The organism is Streptomyces sp. NPDC051018, assembly GCF_044456085.1.
Taxonomy (GTDB): Bacteria; Actinomycetota; Actinomycetes; order Streptomycetales; family Streptomycetaceae; genus Streptomyces.
Map to the genome: position 1 here is coordinate 99,236 of NZ_JBITFN010000007.1, position 17,535 is coordinate 116,770.

Annotated in this window: 12 protein-coding genes; 6 read left to right on the plus strand and 6 right to left on the minus strand. The window is 72.0% G+C overall.

Features of this window, described 5'->3' with window-relative positions:
- The first annotated feature begins 182 nt into the window (after positions 1-182).
- Positions 183-3,260, plus strand: a complete 3,078-nt coding sequence (locus ACIBCM_RS14425; protein ID WP_399242904.1) for an FAD-binding and (Fe-S)-binding domain-containing protein — start codon at positions 183-185, stop codon at positions 3,258-3,260.
- 281 nt (positions 3,261-3,541) lie between these two features.
- Here ACIBCM_RS14425 and ACIBCM_RS14430 read toward each other — a convergent pair whose 3' ends face one another.
- Complete coding sequence (locus tag ACIBCM_RS14430) at positions 3,542-4,435, minus strand: LysR family transcriptional regulator (RefSeq protein WP_399242906.1); 894 nt, start codon at positions 4,433-4,435, stop codon at positions 3,542-3,544.
- 87 nt (positions 4,436-4,522) lie between these two features.
- Between ACIBCM_RS14430 and ACIBCM_RS14435 the strand changes: the two genes are divergently transcribed.
- Complete coding sequence (locus tag ACIBCM_RS14435) at positions 4,523-5,776, plus strand: EamA family transporter (RefSeq protein WP_399242908.1); 1,254 nt, start codon at positions 4,523-4,525, stop codon at positions 5,774-5,776.
- 169 nt (positions 5,777-5,945) lie between these two features.
- On the opposite strand, the gene ACIBCM_RS14440 is transcribed toward ACIBCM_RS14435, so the two are convergent.
- Complete coding sequence (locus ACIBCM_RS14440) at positions 5,946-7,046, minus strand: citrate synthase 2 (RefSeq protein ID WP_399242910.1); 1,101 nt, start codon at positions 7,044-7,046, stop codon at positions 5,946-5,948.
- Positions 7,047-7,568: 522 nt separating this feature from the next.
- On the opposite strand from ACIBCM_RS14440, the gene pdxH reads away from it, so the two are divergent.
- Positions 7,569-8,255, plus strand: a complete 687-nt coding sequence (pdxH, locus tag ACIBCM_RS14445) for a pyridoxamine 5'-phosphate oxidase (RefSeq protein WP_399242912.1) — start codon at positions 7,569-7,571, stop codon at positions 8,253-8,255.
- 471 nt (positions 8,256-8,726) lie between these two features.
- Positions 8,727-10,136, plus strand: a complete 1,410-nt coding sequence (locus ACIBCM_RS14450; RefSeq protein WP_399242914.1) for a PAS domain-containing protein — start codon at positions 8,727-8,729, stop codon at positions 10,134-10,136.
- 16 nt (positions 10,137-10,152) lie between these two features.
- Here ACIBCM_RS14450 and ACIBCM_RS14455 read toward each other — a convergent pair whose 3' ends face one another.
- Complete coding sequence (locus ACIBCM_RS14455; RefSeq protein ID WP_399242916.1) at positions 10,153-10,362, minus strand: DUF397 domain-containing protein; 210 nt, start codon at positions 10,360-10,362, stop codon at positions 10,153-10,155.
- Positions 10,359-11,189, minus strand: coding sequence for a Scr1 family TA system antitoxin-like transcriptional regulator (locus tag ACIBCM_RS14460; RefSeq protein ID WP_399242918.1), 831 nt, complete (start codon positions 11,187-11,189; stop codon positions 10,359-10,361). The genes ACIBCM_RS14455 and ACIBCM_RS14460 overlap by 4 nt, the downstream gene beginning before the upstream one ends.
- 555 nt (positions 11,190-11,744) lie before the next feature.
- Between ACIBCM_RS14460 and ACIBCM_RS14465 the strand changes: the two genes are divergently transcribed.
- A complete protein-coding gene (locus ACIBCM_RS14465) occupies positions 11,745-12,173 on the plus strand; it encodes a hypothetical protein (RefSeq protein ID WP_399242920.1) in 429 nt (142 codons plus the stop codon).
- 228 nt (positions 12,174-12,401) lie between these two features.
- Here the strand turns inward: ACIBCM_RS14465 and ACIBCM_RS14470 are convergent, their stop codons facing one another.
- Both ACIBCM_RS14470 and ACIBCM_RS14475 read right to left on the minus strand, forming a co-directional pair.
- A complete protein-coding gene (locus ACIBCM_RS14470; RefSeq protein ID WP_399242922.1) occupies positions 12,402-12,974 on the minus strand; it encodes a GNAT family N-acetyltransferase in 573 nt (190 codons plus the stop codon).
- Between the two features lie 93 nt (positions 12,975-13,067).
- The gene (locus ACIBCM_RS14475; RefSeq protein WP_399242924.1) at positions 13,068-13,706 is read right to left on the minus strand and encodes a LysE family translocator; all 639 of its coding nucleotides are present in this window, start codon (positions 13,704-13,706) and stop codon (positions 13,068-13,070) included.
- A 398-nt stretch (positions 13,707-14,104) separates the two neighbouring features.
- Between ACIBCM_RS14475 and ACIBCM_RS14480 the strand changes: the two genes are divergently transcribed.
- Entirely contained in the window at positions 14,105-17,425 is a 3,321-nt protein-coding gene (locus ACIBCM_RS14480) for a S8 family peptidase (RefSeq protein WP_399242926.1), read from the plus strand.
- Positions 17,426-17,535 lie beyond the last annotated feature (110 nt).

The window sequence follows — 17,535 nt, forward strand, 5'->3', positions numbered from 1 at the left end:
GAGGGGTGGCGGGGGCAGAACTGGAGCCGCGAGTTCCTGATCAAGTGATCGTCACTATAGGAGAGTTGGCGATCACTTTGGGCGCTTACCCCGGGGTTTGCCAAGGGCCTTAGGACCCTAATGGTCTCAGGGGGAAGGTTTCCTCCCGGTGTGACAAGGGCGACGCGGGCATCCTGGAACACATGGCTGAACCACGCTCCCCCCGGTGGGACGGAAGTGGCACGGGCGCCTCGCGTGGCAGGGGTGAGCCGCGTGATCGGAGTGATCCGCCACCGCGGGGCGGGGAGGGCTCGCTACGGGGCGGGGCGGGCGCCCTGGCGCGGGAACTCGCCGCCCATGTCCGGGGCGAGGTCGACTTCTCGGCCACCGCCCGCGCCCTGACGACCATGGACGCCTCCAACTACCGCCGGGTCCCCTCCGGCGTCGTCTCACCGCGCGACGCCGAGGACGTGGCGGCCGTACTGGAGGTCTGCCGGGTCCACGGGGTGCCCGTGGTCGCGCGCGGCGGTGGTACGTCGATCGCCGGGCAGGCCACGGGCACCGGCGTCGTGCTGGACTTCACCCGCCATATGAACGCCGTGGTGGACGTGGACGCCGGAGCCCGTACGGCCGTCGTACAGCCCGGTGTCGTCCTGGACACCCTCCGGGAAGCCGTACGGCCCCTCGGCCTCACCTTCGGCCCCGATCCCTCCACCCACGCCCGCTGCACCCTCGGCGGGATGATCGGCAACAACTCCTGCGGAGCGCACTCCGTCGCCTGGGGCACCACCGCCGACAATGTCCGAGAACTGTCGGTCCTCACCTACGGGGGCACCCCGCTCCGCCTCGGCCGGGGCCTCGCGCCGGGCGCCGCCCCCGCCGGACTGCGCGACCTCGTCGACGCCAACCTCGCTCTCCTGCGGACCGGCTACCCCGGCGGGCTGCCGCGCCGTATCTCCGGATACGCCCTGGACGCGCTGCTTCCCGAGAACGGCACCGACCTCGCCCGCGCCTTCTGCGGCAGCGAGGGCACCCTCGCCGTGGTCACCGAGGCGGCCGTCCGGCTGGTCGAGGCACCCCCGGCGAGGGCCCTCGCCGTCCTCGGCTACCCCGACGAGACCGCCGCCGCCGACGCGGCCGCCGGGCTGCTGGTCCACCGGCCCCTGACCGTCGAGGGCATGGCCGACGATCTGGTGCCCGACGCCCGGGGGCTGCCCCGCGGCCGGGCCTGGCTCTTCGTCGAGACCGGCGGCGCCGTCCCCGCCGAGGCCCGCTCCCGGGCGGCGGCGATCGTCCGCGCGGCCGGCGCCCTGGACGGGACGGTGGTGTCCGACGCCGCCGGGATGCGGGCGCTGTGGCGCGTACGGGAGGACGCGGCGGGCACCGCCACCCGCACCCCCGACGGCGCCGAGGCATGGCCCGGCTGGGAGGACTGCGCGGTACCGCCCGCCCGTCTCGGCGCCTATCTGCGCGACTTCCGCGCCCTGCTCACCGACCACGGGCTGCGCGGGACGCCGTACGGGCACTTCGGCGACGGCTGCATCCATGTCCGGATCGACTTCGACCTGCTGAGCGAGGCGGGCGTGCGGGCCTATCGGAGGTTCTCCGCCGAGGTGGCCGATCTGGTGGTCTCCCACGGCGGTTCCCTGTCGGGCGAACACGGCGACGGGCAGGCGCGCGCCGAACTGCTGCCGAGGATGTACGGCCCCGATCTCGTCGGTCTCTTCGGCCGGTTCAAGGACCTGTGGGACCCGGCGGGCGGGCTGAACCCGGGGATGCTGGTACGGCCCGCGCGGCTGGACGAGGGGCTGCGGTTCGCCGTGCTGCCGCGCGAACCCGTCGACGTCGTCTTCGGCTACCCGAAGGACGGCGGTGACTTCGCGGGCGCGGTCCGCCGCTGTGTCGGGGTCGCCAAGTGCCGTGACACGGCTCCCGGCCCGGGAGTGATGTGCCCGTCGTTCCGCGCGACGGGCGAGGAGGCCCACTCCACCCGCGGCCGGGCACGGCTGCTGCACGAGATGCTGGCCGGGGAGGTCGTACGGGACGGCTGGCGCTCGCCCGAGGTGCGGGACGCCCTCGATCTGTGCCTGTCCTGCAAGGGCTGCCGCAGCGACTGCCCGGTGGGCGTCGACATGGCCACGTACAAGGCGGAGTTCCTGCACCACCACTACGCCGGACGGCGCCGCCCGGCGTCCCACTACACCATGGGCCGGCTGCCCGGGTGGCTGCGGGCGGCGGCGCCCTTCGCGCCCCTGCTGAACGCGCTCGCCCGGGTGCGGCCCCTGGCCGCCGTCGCCAAACGGGTGGCCGGGATCGCGCCGGAGCGCGAACTGCCCGTCCTCGCGCCGGTCACCTTCCGGCGCTGGGCGCGGGGCCGGCCGGAAGGGCTGGACGGGTCAGGAGGGCTGGATCGGCCTGGAGGGCCCGGGGGTCCGGGAGGTCCGGGAGCGGTTCGGCGGAGGGCGGTGCTGTGGCCGGACACGTTCACCGAGTATCTGTCGCCGCAGGTGGGCCGCGCGGCGGTCCGGGTGATGGAGGCGGCGGGGCTCGGGGCCGTGCTGCCACCGGGCCGGGTCTGCTGCGGGCTCACCTATGTCACCACGGGCCAGCTCGACCGGGCCCGCGCGGTGATGCGGCGCACCCTCGACACGGTGGAGCCGCTGCTGGAGCCGGGCGTTCCGGTGGTGGTGCTGGAGCCGAGCTGCGCGGCGGCCCTGCGGACGGATCTGCCGGAGCTGCTGACCTCGGATCCCCGCGCGGCCAAGCTCGCCTCGTCCGTCCGTACCTTCGCCGAGGCGCTGGAGGAGTACGCCCCCGACTGGACCCCACCGCGCGCCGACCGCGAGGTGGCGGGCCAGACGCACTGCCACCAGCACGCGGTCCTCGGCGACGCGGCGGACCGGCGGCTGCGTGAACGGGCGGGTCTGCGCGGCGAGCTCAGCGGCGGCTGCTGCGGGCTGGCGGGCAACTTCGGTTTCGAGGCGGGCCACTACGACGTCTCCGTGGCCTGCGCCGAGGACCGGCTGCTGCCGTCCCTGCGCAACGCCGGGCCGTCCGTGGAGATCCTGGCCGACGGATTCTCCTGCCGTACGCAGACGGCCCAGCTGGCGGGCCGGCGGGCCCGGCACCTCGCGGAGGTCCTGGCGGAGGCGCTCGGGGCGGAGGGCGAGACGCGGCAGGCGGAGGACGCGGGCGAGACGCGGCAGGCGGGGGAGACGGGAGAAGGAGCGGAGGGGGAGGCGCGGGAGCCCGGGACACCGGGGGACACGGGGGGCGGGTGAGGCTCGGACAGCCGGGTGACGGGCGGCGGGGGCGCCCAGGGGCCGGGTGAGGGCGGTGCGGACCTCGTGCGGTGGGCGGGCGGGCCCCCGGTAGGCCGTGGCCTCCGTGCCGTGCGGCCCGCGGTGGAGGCCCGCGGTGGAGGTTCACGGCGGAGGTTCACGGCGGAGGTTCACGGCGGAGGTCCGCGGCTCCCACTCGCCGTAACCCTGCGCGGTCCGGCAGCGCGGCTCTGGTGCGCCTCCGGGGCCGCAGAGCCCAGGGGGAGTGCCGTTGCCCGGCGTCACGGGCCGCTGAACGCCGCCGGTTCACCGTGCCGGCCCGGTGGGCGGGTCAGTTCGCGGGCCAGGGCGACCAGTTGCGGTACCGCCGGGTGGGTCGGGCCCGCCCGGTGGGCCAGCAGGACCGGGACCGGCGGCGCGTCCGGGAGCGGGCGGAAGGTCACACCGGGGTGCGGGTGCACCTTGGCCGTCGAGGCGGCCGAGACCCCCGCGCCCCGGCCCGCGGCGATCGCCGTCAGCCAGTCGTCGGTGTTGGTGACGGTGACCGTGGTGGCCGGGCGGGCGTCCGGCGGCCACAGATCGAGGGTGGTGATCCCGGAGACCGGGTTCACCAGGACCGGCCCCGACGCCAGATCCGCCAGGGTCAGCCGGGGCAGCGCGGCGAGTGGCCCGTCCGATGTCACCGCCGCGACCCGGGGCTCCGTGAACAGCGGTACGGTCACCAGCCCCGGCTCGTCCACGGACCCGCGCAGCACCGCCACGTCCACCCGGCCCCGTACGAGACCGGCCGTGCGGTCGTCGATACGGAGCAGTTCCAGCGGGGTGTCCGGATGCTCGCGCTCCCAGCGGCGCAGCAGCGGTGTCGTGTACGGCCCCAGGGCCGCCCAGGCGTGGCCCAGCCGCAGCGGCCGGCCGCGCAGGCCCGCCGTGTCCACCGCGTCGTCGAAGGCGGCGACGGCCGACGCCGCCTTCTCCCGGAAGATCCGGCCCTCGTCGGTGAGGGTGAGGTGATGAGTGGAACGGTCCATCAGGCGGACGCCCAGGTGCTTCTCCAGGGCCGCGAGGGAGCGGGAGAGCGCGGGCTGGGTCAGATGGAGCCGGGCCGCCGCCCTGGTCACGCTCGATTCCTCCGCGATGGCGAGGAAGGCCCGCAGATGGCGCAGCTCAATGGTCATGCGTGTGGAGCATAACGACAGCGCAGTCGGCATTTCACTCGACAGCGCCCGGCCACTAGCGTGAACGGGGTCGGCGGTGTGCCGCGTATGCCCGGTTCGGTGTCCGGCCGGGCGCTCGATCAGGACGGGAGGAACAGGGTGGACGAGGTCCGTAACCCGGTCGTGGGTGAGCCCGGCCACCCCCCGTTCGTCACGGCGGAGCCGGAGGCGGCCGCCGCGCTCGGCGGGGTGTCCGGAAGCGGTACCGGTGACCCGGCCGGCGGAACTGCCCCGGGCGACCCGGCCGACCGTGCGGGCGGCCGGGTGGAAGGCCGCGCGGGCGGTGGCGCCGGCAGTGGCGCCAGGAGGGGAGGCAGGGGCGCGCGGGCCGCCCTCGGGCCGGTGGGGCTCGTCGTCGGCGGGGTGCTCTCCGTGCAGTTCGGGGCGGCCGTCGCCATTCTGCTCATGCCGCGTGCCGGGGCGATGGGCGTCGTCACCCTGAGGCTCGTCCTCGCGGCGGCCGTGATGCTCCTCGTCTGCCGTCCGCGGATCCGTGGCTACTCGCGGGCCGACTGGGGCACCGTCGTCGTCTTCGGCACGGTCATGGCCGCGATGAACGTCCTCTTCTACCAGGCGGCCGAGCGGATTCCCCTCGGCGCTGCCGTGACCCTGGAGGTCCTCGGGCCGCTCGCCCTGTCGGTGATCGTGTCCCGGCGGCTGGTGAATCTCGTCTGGGCCGCCCTCGCGCTCGGCGGTGTGGTCCTGCTGAGCGGACTCCTGGGCGGCGGCGGGGTCGACGGGCTCGATCCCGTGGGCGCGCTGTTCGCCGTGGCGGCGGGGGTGATGTGGGCCGCGTACATCGTCTTCAGCGCCCGCACCGGGCGGCGCTTCCCCAAGGCGGACGGGCTGGCGCTGGCCCTCGCGGTCGGCGCGGTGCTCACCTTGCCGATGGGGCTCGCCGAGTCCGGGGCCACGCTCGTCGAACCGTCCGTCTTGCTGCTCGGGCTCGGCGTCGCGCTGATGTCCTCGGTCCTCCCGTACACCCTGGAACTGCTGGCCCTGCGGCGGCTGGCCGCGCCGACGTTCGCGGTGCTGATGAGCCTGGAGCCCGCGGTCGCCGCGATGGCCGGGTTCCTCGTTCTGAGCCAGGCGCTGTCCGCGACCGACGCGCTGGCGATCGCGCTGGTCATCGCGGCGAGCATCGGGGCGGTACGGACCCAGGTCGGCAAGGGCCGCCCCTCGGGCCCGGGCACCCCCGCTCCGGGTGCCCCCGCGCCCCGGGGCCCTGCTCCCGGCGAGGGTGGCCCATCGGTTCACGGCGACCCGGCCCGGGGTTCCGCGACCGGCCGCCCCGCTCCCTGAGCCGCCCCCCTGTACCGGCCGTACCCGCCCCTGTACGCGGCCGTCCCCGGCTCCTGAGCCGACCCGCCCCGGCCCCCTCTTTGCGGTCACGGGACTCCGGGCACGGAAACTGTGGCGGGACTCCGGGCTGTCCCGAGTACCCGAGTACCCGTGTACCCGACCCCGGGCTTCAGTGGGCGATGTCGTCGTACCCCGAGATCTCGCGGGGGTCCCGGGTGCCCGGGCCCACATAGCGTGCCGAGGGACGCACCAGTCGGCCCGTGCGCTTCTGCTCCAGGATGTGGGCGGACCAGCCGGCCGTACGGGCACAGGTGAACATCGAGGTGAACATATGGGCCGGGACCTCCGCGAAGTCCAGGACGATGGCCGCCCAGAACTCCACGTTCGTCGCCAGTACCCGGTCCGGGCGGCGGTTGTGCAGCTCCTCCAGGGCCGCCTTCTCCAGCGCCTCGGCGACCTCGTAGCGCGGTGCGTCCAGCTCCTTCGCCGTACGCCGCAGCACCCGTGCGCGCGGGTCCTCGGCGCGGTAGACGCGGTGGCCGAATCCCATCAGGCGCTCGCCCTTGTCGAGGGCCTGCCGGACATAGGCGGTCGCGTCGCCGGTGCGCTCGATCTCCTCGATCATCCCGAGGACACGGGAGGGGGCGCCGCCGTGGAGCGGCCCCGACATCGCGCCGACCGCGCCCGACAGCGCCGCGGCGACATCCGCGCCGGTGGAGGCGATGACGCGGGCGGTGAACGTGGAGGCGTTCATCCCGTGCTCGGCGGCGGAGGTCCAGTAGGCGTCGACGGCCTTCACATGACGGGGGTCCGGCTCACCGCGCCAGCGGATCATAAACCGCTCGACCACGGTGCGCGCCTTGTCGATCTCCCGCTGCGGCACCATCGGCAGACCCTGACCGCGGGCACTCTGTGCCACGTACGACAGGGCCATCACCGCCGCCCGCGCCAGATCCTCACGGGCCCGCTCCTCGTCGATGTCCAGCAGCGGTTTCAGACCCCATACGGGCGCGAGCATCGCCAGCGCGGACTGCACATCGACCCTTATGTCCCCGGAGTGCACCGGGATCGGGAACGGCTCGGCCGCCGGCAGCCCCGGATTGAACGCTCCGTCGACCAGCAGACCCCATACGTTCCCGAAGGACACATGACCGACGAGATTCTCGATGTCGACGCCCCGGTAGCGGAGCGAACCGCCCTCCTTGTCGGGTTCTGCGATCTCCGTTTCGAACGCGACGACTCCTTCGAGCCCAGGTACGAAGTCGGACATCAGGCGGCTCCTCACGGTGCGTACGACAGGTCGGGCGGGGCGATCGGAAAAGTCCGGACACCTCGGTGATGCCCCGTACGGCCGGGGGTCACCCGCCCGCCGGGGGCCAGGAACGATATCCCCTGCTGTGGAATTTCCACAGAGTCCCACCTATGGATTTTGGCGGGTTCCCATGATGCGGGGAAGCGTGAGAACCGGCACACTGCGGCGTTCCGTCCGGGGAGGGTTAGCGGCACTGAGTGCCGGGGATACTGGCCCGTCACTCCGCCGAGCCCGTCGGCACCACTCGGGGCTCCGCCCCGTTCCGGACCCCCTTTGTGCTTTGTAGTGAACGTTCCATTCAGTGAGGGAGAGCGTGCTGCGGCCGCGGGCGCGGAGGGCGAGGGGCCGCACCGCCCCCGGGCGGCCGGGAAACTCCGGGGCCCGGAACGCGGCGCCTGCCCGGGACCGCGGCGCGCTCCGGGGCGGCCCTTCCCATGACCGGGGTACGCGGCCTCGGTGCCACCACGGCCCTGCGGCAGGATGACCCCCGTGACCGACCATGCCTCCTCCGCGAACGCAGCCGTCCCCGATCCCGCCGTGATGCGTGAGCAGTACCGTTCCACTCCGCTCCTGGAGACGGACCTCGCGCCGACGCCCATGGAACAGTTCGCCCGCTGGTTCCACGCGGCCATCACCGCCGGACTGCACGAGCCGAACGCCATGGTCGTCTCCACCGCCACCCCCGACGGCCGCCCGTCGTCCCGCACGGTGCTGCTGAAGGAGTACGACTCCCGGGGCTTCGTCTTCTACACGAACTACGGCTCCCGCAAGGGCCGCGAGATCGGGGCCAACCCGTATGTCTCGCTGCTCTTTCCCTGGCACCCCATCGCCCGCCAGGTGGTGGTCACGGGCACGGCCTCCCGTATCGGACGCGACGAGACGGTGGCGTACTTCCGCAGCCGCCCGCACGGCTCCCAGCTCGGCGCCTGGGCGAGCGAGCAGTCGTCGGTGATCGCCTCCCGGGACGAGCTGCTCACCCGGTACGAGGAGCTGGCGGCCCGCTACCCGGAGGGCGAGCAGGTCCCCGCGCCCCCGGAGTGGGGCGGCCTGCGGGTCGTGCCGGAGACGGTCGAGTACTGGCAGGGCCACGAGAACCGGCTGCACGACCGACTGCGGTACACCACTGGGGCGGACGGCGCCTGGACCGTCGAGCGGCTGTCCCCCTGAGCCCGGCGGAGAAGCCCCTTCAGCCCTCTCAGCCCTCTCAAGAGGAGGAAAGGGGGCCGGGGCCCTTCCCCGGGCTCTCGTGCCGAAGTCTTTCCGGGGGCGGGAACGCAGACGACCCGCGGGCCTGGTTCCCTCCGTACGGGACGGAGAGAAGCCGGCCGGACTGACCGGCGGCCCACGGGTCGGGTGACTGCATTGGATTTCGGCAGGTGGCCTGCCGTACCGCACAGAGTGCGACGACGGGCGACTAGCCCGCAGTCACCTCACGAGTCCGGTGAGAAATCACTTCCGAACCACCTCCCTTCAGTGTGCGCACCACCTTAGGAACCTCCGCCCCGGGCTTCAACCGATTAAACGAACCGGTTTCCCGGCGCAACGATTTCCCGGAACCGGGTGTGCTCTGGGTCACGTTCGAGTTGAATGGTTCGACGTGCATCAACTCGCGCGGACACGTCCTGCAGGGGGCCCAGGATGAGTGCTTCGAAGAGCGGCACGGCCAACGCACTGGGGCCCGACGAACCGGAGCGGCCCGCCTCCGGGGCGGCCCCCGATCCGGCCGCGGGCTCGGAGGAACTGCTCGCCGCCCTCCTCGACGGCATGGACGCCGCACTCTGCGCCTTCGACGCGGACGGCACGATCACCCACTGGAACCGCGAGGCCGCCCGTATCCTCGGCTGGTCCCCGCAGGAGGCCGTCGGCCGCCGCGGGTTCGCCGGATGGGCGGTCCGGCGCGCCGACGCCGGTGAGGTCGAGGGCCGGCTGATGGCCGCGATGGAGTCCCCGGGGCGGCAGGTCCACGAGTTCGCGCTGCTGCGCAAGGACGGCGGGCGGGTGCTCGTACGGACCCAGTCGGCGCGGGTCCTCGGCGCGGACGGCAGGCCCGCGGGCCTGTACTGCGCGTTCAGCGAGGTGCACGCCCGGATCGACCTGGAGCGCTCGATCTCGCTCAGTGAGGCCCTGTTCGACGACGCGTCCTGGGGCGTGGTCCTCGTCGACGTGGATCTGCGGCCCACCGTCGTCAACGGCTACGCGGCCCGCGCCTTCGGCTCCGGCCGCACCGCGCCGCTCGGACGCCCGCTCGGCGAACTCCTCGTCCAGGGCGTCGAGCAGCTGGAGGGCGCACTGCACCACGTACTCGCCGAGGGCCCGCCGCGCGCGCTCACCGACATATGGGTGACCTTGGCGGGCGGGGCGGACGGAGAGCGCCGCCGGTGCTGGCGCAGCGGCTTTCTGCGGCTCGCCTCACCGCTCACGGAGGAGCCCGTACCGCTCGGCATCGGCTGGCTGTTCCACGACATCACCGAGTCCAAGCTCGCCGAGCAGGCGGCGGACCGGCTCCGTTTCCGCTCCGGCCAGTTCCACCGCGCGGGCCGCGCCGCGGCGGAGTGCGAGGACCCGATGGAGGCGGCGACCGTCTGCCTCGACTTCGCCCTCGTGGGGTTCGCCGACCACGCCCTGATCGACCTCGTCGAACCGGGCGACGGCATCAGGCTCGTCCGTACGGCGGCCACCGCCACGGGTACGCCCGGCCCCTGCGTCCCCGTGGCGACGGGCGGCATCCCCGTGGGTTACGCCCCCGGCCACCCCGCCCTCCAGGCCGCCACCCGGGGAACCCCGGTCCGCGCGAGCGCGCCCGCCGCCCCCGCCCAGGACGCGCCGCCGTCGGCCGCCGACTGGTGCCGGGCCCGCCGCTGGCCCGAGGGCATGGTCCACGCACTCTGCACCCCGCTCCGCAGCCGCGGCCGAACCCTGGGCGTCGCCACCTTCCTCCGCGGCCCCACCCGCCCCGCCTTCGACCGCCCCGACACCCTCCACGCCGAGAACATGTCCCTCCTGACGGCCACGGCCCTGGACCTGGCAGCCCTGACCGCCCCCGAGTGAGCCCCCGTTGGCGGATTCAGAGGGAGATCGGTGTGTTCTTGATGCCTTGTATGAAGGCGTCCCAGGCTGTGTCGGGGAAGGCGAGGACGGGTCCGTGGGGATTCTTGGAGTCGCGCACGGGGATGTGACTCCCGCCGTCCATGACCTCTAGGCACTCGCCCTGGTTCGATCCGCTGTAGCTGGACTTTCGCCATGCTTCGACGGGATACCGCTGCTTATCGGTCATTTGTGTACATCCTTCATGATCAAGTTGATCACGGATACCGATTCGTCCAAGGGCAGTGCTGTCGCCTTGAGGAGATCATAGGCTTTTTGGGCCTCGGCGACAGGGGTGGAATCGGCAACTGTGTACCCGGTCGGGAAGCCGTCTACATGGACCACATCGGCACCTTCCTTGAACGACAGTAGGCCGTAAGGGTTATTGCTGCCGTGAACGTATCCGGCGGCTTCCGGGAGCACCTGGACCACATTCCTCGGGACTTCTGCCAAGTCCTTGAGCCGCTGGAGTTGGTCGCGCGTCACGTCGGCGTTCCCAACAGTCCTGCGGAGTGCATACTCAGTGACGACAATCCAGAGTTGGGGATGGTCGGCCGTGACCAACACGCGCTGACGCTCCATCCGGGCGGTCACTGCGTCCTCCAGGCTGTCTGGCCGCCCGGCTCGGAGGATCACTCGGGCGTACTCCTCGGTCTGAACCAACCCTGGCACCAGCAGCGGGTTGAACAACTGGATGCGGGCCGCGACGCCCTCCAGTTCGACGTACCGGCGGAACCACACGGGGTACGCGTACTTCAGCGCCAGCGGCCACAGCCGCATGAACCTCCCGTTCGCATGCGGGAACACCCGGTCGCACGCCTCCGCGAACTCCCTCGGCGGGACCCGCTGTCCGTTCTCGATCTTGGCGACGAGTGAGTACCCACAGGTCGCCTCCGTGCCGAAATCGGCACGGGAAATGCCTAACGCCTCCCGCTCCAGGCGCGCCTCGTGGCCGAAGTGCGCGAGTGCGGAGGACGCGGGGTCGGCGGGATCGGTGCCATCGGTCTCGGCGGTCATTTGTTCTAACGCCCTTCTGTGATTGGACAGTTCGCGCTGTCTCTCCATCCCCCCTGGTGAGGTTAGCCGCCCTCACGGAAGGTTGTACTCGCGTTGATGAAAAGCGAGCTGTGAAGAGGAACGGCAATCACCATGACCAACCGGAAAGCGCCCGTGGCCCACGTGGACGACATTACTGATCTGGTCGCACTGATAGAGGCCGGGGGATTCTGGTGCCTCGCTCCGGATTGGGTTCCGCGCGGTGGTTACGCGGAGGCGACTCCGGAGTTGCTGCGAGCCGTCGGGGACGGGCTGAGGAGGCAACCGCGGTGAGTTCTCCGGAGAATGCGCGCGAGCATCCGTATGAGCCGGTTCCGGGGGATGTGGTGAGGGACGCGGCGACGAGGAGGGTGGGCCGGGTGATGGACCGGATGGGGTTAAGGGTGCAGCTCAGGCCGTTGAACGGTGGGCGGGAGTGGGACGCGATGCCACAGGATCTGAGCCCGGCGTCCCAGTCGGACGCGATGAGCGCGGCGGTGGCCGAGGCGAATGCGCAGAGTTGGCGGGGACGGTAGCGTGCCCGGACACGAGCCCCGGCATATCTGCGCGGCAAGGGCGCGACTTCCGCTGCGGTTGATTGTTCTCGCGCTGGACATCGTGCCGGAGGATCCCGGGCATCCGTTGGAACTCGTCACGGCCCTGCGCTGTGGTCTGGAGGCCCATTCGGCGGGCCCGCATTTCGACCTCGTACGCGAACTCACGGACGCGAGGCGGGGCGAGGTATGGGCCCGGTGGGAGAACGGCCGGGAGCCCGACGGGATATCCATTCTCGGTGACTGCCCGGCCGACAACGGAGAGCCCGGACCGTCGAATGACGGTTGCACGCTGTTCGCCGAACACCGAGGGGGCCACTCGTTCGAGTTCTCGGACCCGGAGTACGACGCGATCCGCACCAGCCCCGCCTACGAAGAACTGAGAGAGGAAATCGACAACCGGCTGGGCTGAACCCGCCCGTACTCACCGATCCACCGCACCCGGCCGGAGGCCCCCGCCGCCAACCTCCGGCCGGGGCGCGGGACGCCCGTCCGGCTGCCGCCCCCGGTCGCACCACGGCAGCCGGACGGGCCTTGTGTCCCGGGAGGGGACAGCCGAGCGTCCGCGTCGGGACACACGCACAGAGGTGCACCAGCCGGCAGACGGCCGCACCGGCCGTCGAGGCGCCGGGCTGATCCTTCAGCGCAGGTCGAGCCGCATCAGGACTCGGGGGTGACCGGCCAGCACCGAGGTGGTGTCGGAGGCGTGGGCGAACCCGGCGCGTTCGAAGTTCTTCCGGATCCCGGCGTACGCCATCGTCATGTCGACCCTGGCGCCACCGTTGTCGAGCGGGTACGCCTCGATCGCAGGGGCGCCGTGGGCGCGGGCGAACTCGACCGCGCCGGCGATCAGGGCGTGCGAGATCCCTTTTCCGCGGTGGCCGGGACGTACGCGGACGCACCACAGAGACCAGACGGGCAGGTCGTCCACGTGCGGGATCTTGCGGCTGCGCGCGAAGGACATGTCCGAGCGCGGTGCCACGGCGGCCCAGCCGACCGGCTCGTCGCCGTCGTACGCGAGCACGCCCGGCGGGGGCTCGGCACGGCACAGCCCGGCGACGTACTCACCGCGGGCCGGCCCGCGAAGCTCGTTGTTGAGCTTGGACGGAATCCGGTAGCTCAGGCACCAGCAGACGTTGGCCCCGGGTGACTTCGGACCGAGAAGGGCGCGGACATCCTCGAAGGCCGAAGCCGGGCGGACAACGACGGTCATGGCGCCACGATGTCATGTCGTGCCCGGTGCCAGGGCTCGACCGCGAGGACACGGCACCACCGCATCGGAACTACGTGTTCCGGGGCAGGGGACTCAGTCCTTGTGGCCCGTCGTGGCGACCGTGACGCCGAGGCCGATCATCGTGAATCCGCCGACTCCGCCGATCATGGCGAGCCGGCGGGGTGAGCGGGCGAACCAGCCGCGTGCGGTGGAGGCGGCCAGGCCCCACACGCTGTCGCAGGCCACCGCGATGATGTTGAAGACGAGGCCGAGGAGGAGCATCTGGGCGGCGACATTGCCCTTGCCCTGGTCCACGAACTGCGGGAGCACGGCGGCGAAGAAGACGATGGTCTTGGGGTTGGCGACGCCGACCGCGAAGCCCTCCCAGAAGGTACGGAGGGTGCCGTGTGAAGGGCCCTCGCCGTTGAAGGCTGCCTGGAGGGAGCCCCGCTCACGGACCGCCTTGACGCCGAGATACACCAGATACGCGGCGCCCACCAGCTTCAGGGCCGTGAAGACGAGGACCGAGCGCTCCACGATGGCCCCGACCCCGAGGGCCACGGCCACGACGAGCACATACGCCCCGAGGGTGTTGCCCACGACCGTGGTCAGCGCGGCACGGCGGCCCTGTGCCAGCGCCCGCCCGATCACGAAGAGCACGCTGGGGCCGGGGATCACGATCAGCAGGAATGACATGGCCGCAAAAGCGAGCAACCGATCCGTGGACACCATGGGCCCATGTAACCACGGGCGCCATATGCCGTCGCACCCCTATTCGGCGTCCTTTTCGCATCGCTTCCGCGTCGGACCAGCACCGTTGTGCGCCCGGGGTGGCCGGACCCGCTTCCCGGCCCGCCCTCCTGACCCGCTCCGATCGGGCCCGTACGATCCGGCCTTCCGACGCCTTCGACGCCTCCGGGCCCTCCCGGCACTTGTAGCAACACACAAAATTACTCGGTGATCACGGGCGCCTGTGGCCCCGGAGAGGGGCCCGAAGCACTGGAACAACGTGGGCCTCCGGCCGACCGGACCGGACCCCGGCCGCCTCAACTCCGCTGAGGAGGCTCAGGGGTTGGGGCCGACAGTGTCGCAACACTCCTGGAGGAGACTTGCGCCGACAAGTGAACAGAGTGGGCAGAACCTACCTGACCGCGATCGCCGCGGCGGGTGCCGTGGCGCTGACGGGGGTCATGACCGGCCCGGCGTCGGCGGGGCCCCAGGGCCGTACGGCAGGGGGCACACCCTCACCGGGCGAGCAGGACGGCACACCCCGTCGCACGATCACGCTCATCACCGGTGACCGGGTACTGCTGGACGCGAGCGGCCAGGTGGCCGGGGTCGAACGGGCCAAGGGGCGGGGGAACGTCCCCGTACACATCCGTACGTCCGACAAGCACACCTTCGTGGTGCCGGGGGACGCCCAGCGGCTCATCACCGAGGGGAAACTCGACGAGCGGCTGTTCGACATCACCGAGCTGAGCCGGCCGGAGAGCCTGCGGGCCCATCGCGACGGCCTCAAGGTGATCATCGGCTACCGGGGCTCGTCGCAGAGGTCGGCGCGTGCGGATGTACGGGCCACGGACGACGTCGAGGTGCGCCGCAGTCTGAAGAACCTCAACGCCGACGCCGTCACCGCGCCGGACAAGCAGTCCGCCGCCCTGTGGGACAGCCTCACCCGGGCGGAAGGCGGGGGCGACCGGGCCGTCTCCTCGGGGGTCGACCGGATCTGGCTGGACGCGACGCGGAAGGCCGTACTCGACAGAAGTACCCGGCAGATCGGCGCGCCCGCGGCCTGGGACGCGGGGCACGACGGCACGGGCGTGAGGATCGCGGTCCTCGACAGCGGGATCGACACCGCACACCCGGACCTCAAGGACCAGGTGGTGGGCGAGCAGAACTTCTCCTCGTCGCACGACGCCCGGGACAGGAACGGCCACGGCACCCATGTGGCCTCGATCGCCGCCGGTACGGGGGCGAAGTCGGGTGGGAAGTTCAAGGGGGTCGCGCCCGGGGCGAAGCTCCTCAACGGCAAGGTCATCGAGGACGGCGGCTGGGCCGACGAGTCCGCCGTCCTCGCGGGCATCGACTGGGCCGTGGCCCAGGGGGCGGATGTGATCAACCTGAGTCTCGGGGGCTGGGACACCCCCGAACTCGATCCGCTGGAGACCCAGATCAACAAGGTCTCGGCGGACACGGGCGTGCTGTTCGCGGTCGCGGCCGGCAACGAGGGCCCGCACGACGGGAGCCTCACCTCGCCGGGCAGCGCACAGGCCGCGCTGACCGTCGGCTCGGTCGACGGCGACGACCGGCTCGCGGAGAGATCCGGCCGCGGCCGTGGGATCGGCGCGGGCGACATCAAGCCGGATGTGACCGGCCCGGGTGAGGAGATCACCGCCGCCTCGGCGAAGGGCAGCCTGCTGGAGCAGGAATTCGGGGAGGGCCCGGAGGGGTATCTGAATCTGTCCGGTACGTCGATGGCGGCCCCGCACGCGGCGGGCGCGGCGGCTCTGCTCAAGCAGAAGCACCCGGCCTGGAAGGCGGCCGAGCTGAAGGGGGTGCTGACCGGCTCCGCCCGGCCGGGACCGTACACCGTCCATCAGCAGGGCACCGGCCGGATCGCGGTCGACGGGGCCATGGGGCAGAGCGTGGTCTCCGAACCGGTGTCCCTGACCTTCGGCACCCAGCTGTGGCCGCACGCGGACGACACCCCGGTGACGAAGAAGGTCACCTACCGCAATCTGGGCACCGAGGCCGTCACCCTCGATGTGACGGCCACGGCCACCGACCCCGCCGGGCGTCCCGCGCCCGAGGGCTTCTTCACCCCGGCCGTACGGCAGCTCACCGTTCCGGCGGGCGGCACCGCGTCCGTGGACGTGACCGCCGACACCCGCCTCGGCGGCACGGCGGACGGCACGTACTCCGGAACGGTCGTGGCGAGCGGTGGGGGACAGACCGTACGGACGGCCGTCGCCGTGGACCGTGAGGTCGAGTCCTACGAGCTGACGGTCGATCACATCGGACGGAACGGTTCGGCGCCCTCCTCCCCGCACACCGTGGTGAAGGGCGTCACTGGTCCGTACCACGGGCTGGCCGCCGCACTGGACGTGCCGGAGTCGGGTACCGCCACCATCCGGACGCCCAAGGGCTCCTACGCGCTGGACTCCGAGAGCTACGAACCCGGCGATGGTTTCCTCGACATCGTCACCCAGCCGAAGCTGGACATCACCGGCGACACGAAGGTCACCGTCGACGCCCGGACCACCAAGCCGTTCGACATCAGGCTGCCGCGGCCCGGGGTCGAGCCGGTGAACGGGTTGATGTCGTACAAGGTCGGCACCAGCGGGGCAAGGGTCGGCGGGTTCTTCCTCATCGGCCTGTACCGCGACTTCCGCACCGCGCACCTCGGCCCTCCGGTCACCGACGGCTCGCTGACCCAGCTGTGGTCGAGCACCTGGGAGTCGGAGGCGGACGCGACCAGTCAGTACGACATCGCGTTCGGCGGCAGGACCGAGCGGGTGGCGACCGGGGTCAGCAGGACGTACGAGCAGAGCGACCTGGCCCGGGTGGACATCGATCTCAGCGCTCTGGACCAGGGCGGGCAAGGCGTCATCACCACGAATGCCGTGATAGCGGATCCTGACATCGACTTCACGGCCATCAGCGGGGCGCAGCCCACGCCGGGTGTCCGTACGACATGGGTGTCCGAGTCTCCCGGAGTCCGCTGGAATCTGGGGTACGGCAGCCACAGCACGACCCATGAACTGGGTGACCCGAAGAAGTACCGGGCCGGGAAGAGCTACCGGGAGACGTTCGGCACCGCCGTCTTCGGTCCCGCGATCGGCAGGAAGACGGGTGTCTTCCGGGACGGCGACCGGATCGGGGGCGATCTGCCGCTGTTCGCCGACGGGAAGGGGCATCCGGGAGAAATGGCGTACGGGTCCGGCAGGACCACGCTCCACAGGAACGGACAGCAGATCGGCGAGTACAGGTGGGCTCTGAACCAGTGGGACACTTTCCAGGCTCCCGCCGGGGCGGCCCGGTACACCCTGACGACATCCGCCGACCGGGGTACGGCGCCCGGTACGGTGGCGAGCCGCACGGAGGCGAGCTGGACCTTCCGGTCCGACACGACCGCCTCCCGGGTGAAGCTGCCCCTGTCGACGGTCCGGTTCGCCGCGGCGGTGGGCCTGGACAGCACGGCACCCGCCGGTCAGACGCAGTCCTTCCCGCTCGTGGTCGAGGGCGCCGCGGCCCATGGGAACCTCAGAAAGCTGTCGGCCCAGGTCTCGTACGACCGCGGCCGGACCTGGCAGCGGCTGCCGGTTCAGCGGGGCAGGGTCACGGTTCAGAACCCGGCCAAGGGTGAGGGCATCTCCTTCCGCGCGGAGTTCACCGACAGGCAGGGCAACAAGGGCACGGTCTCCCTCATCGACGCGTACCTCGGGAGGTAGCGCCCGGCGACAGACGGTCAACGGGGAGGCCCACCCCCACCTTCCATGACGCCGGGCGGACCCTCCCGGCCCGCCCGGCGTCCGACTCTCGTGGGGCCGCCCATCTCCAG

Bases quoted from the DNA above. Each gene is read 5' to 3' on its own strand.
- ACIBCM_RS14425 (WP_399242904.1), top strand. From the start codon at position 183: ATGGCTGAACCACGCTCCCCCCGGTGGGACGGAAGTGGCACGGGCGCC.
- ACIBCM_RS14430 (WP_399242906.1), bottom strand. From the start codon at position 4,435: ATGACCATTGAGCTGCGCCATCTGCGGGCCTTCCTCGCCATCGCGGAG.
- ACIBCM_RS14435 (WP_399242908.1), top strand. From the start codon at position 4,523: ATGCCCGGTTCGGTGTCCGGCCGGGCGCTCGATCAGGACGGGAGGAAC.
- ACIBCM_RS14440 (WP_399242910.1), bottom strand. From the start codon at position 7,046: ATGTCCGACTTCGTACCTGGGCTCGAAGGAGTCGTCGCGTTCGAAACG.
- pdxH (WP_399242912.1), top strand. From the start codon at position 7,569: ATGACCCCCGTGACCGACCATGCCTCCTCCGCGAACGCAGCCGTCCCC.
- ACIBCM_RS14450 (WP_399242914.1), top strand. From the start codon at position 8,727: ATGAGTGCTTCGAAGAGCGGCACGGCCAACGCACTGGGGCCCGACGAA.
- ACIBCM_RS14455 (WP_399242916.1), bottom strand. From the start codon at position 10,362: ATGACCGATAAGCAGCGGTATCCCGTCGAAGCATGGCGAAAGTCCAGC.
- ACIBCM_RS14460 (WP_399242918.1), bottom strand. From the start codon at position 11,189: ATGACCGCCGAGACCGATGGCACCGATCCCGCCGACCCCGCGTCCTCC.
- ACIBCM_RS14470 (WP_399242922.1), bottom strand. From the start codon at position 12,974: ATGACCGTCGTTGTCCGCCCGGCTTCGGCCTTCGAGGATGTCCGCGCC.
- ACIBCM_RS14475 (WP_399242924.1), bottom strand. From the start codon at position 13,706: ATGGTGTCCACGGATCGGTTGCTCGCTTTTGCGGCCATGTCATTCCTG.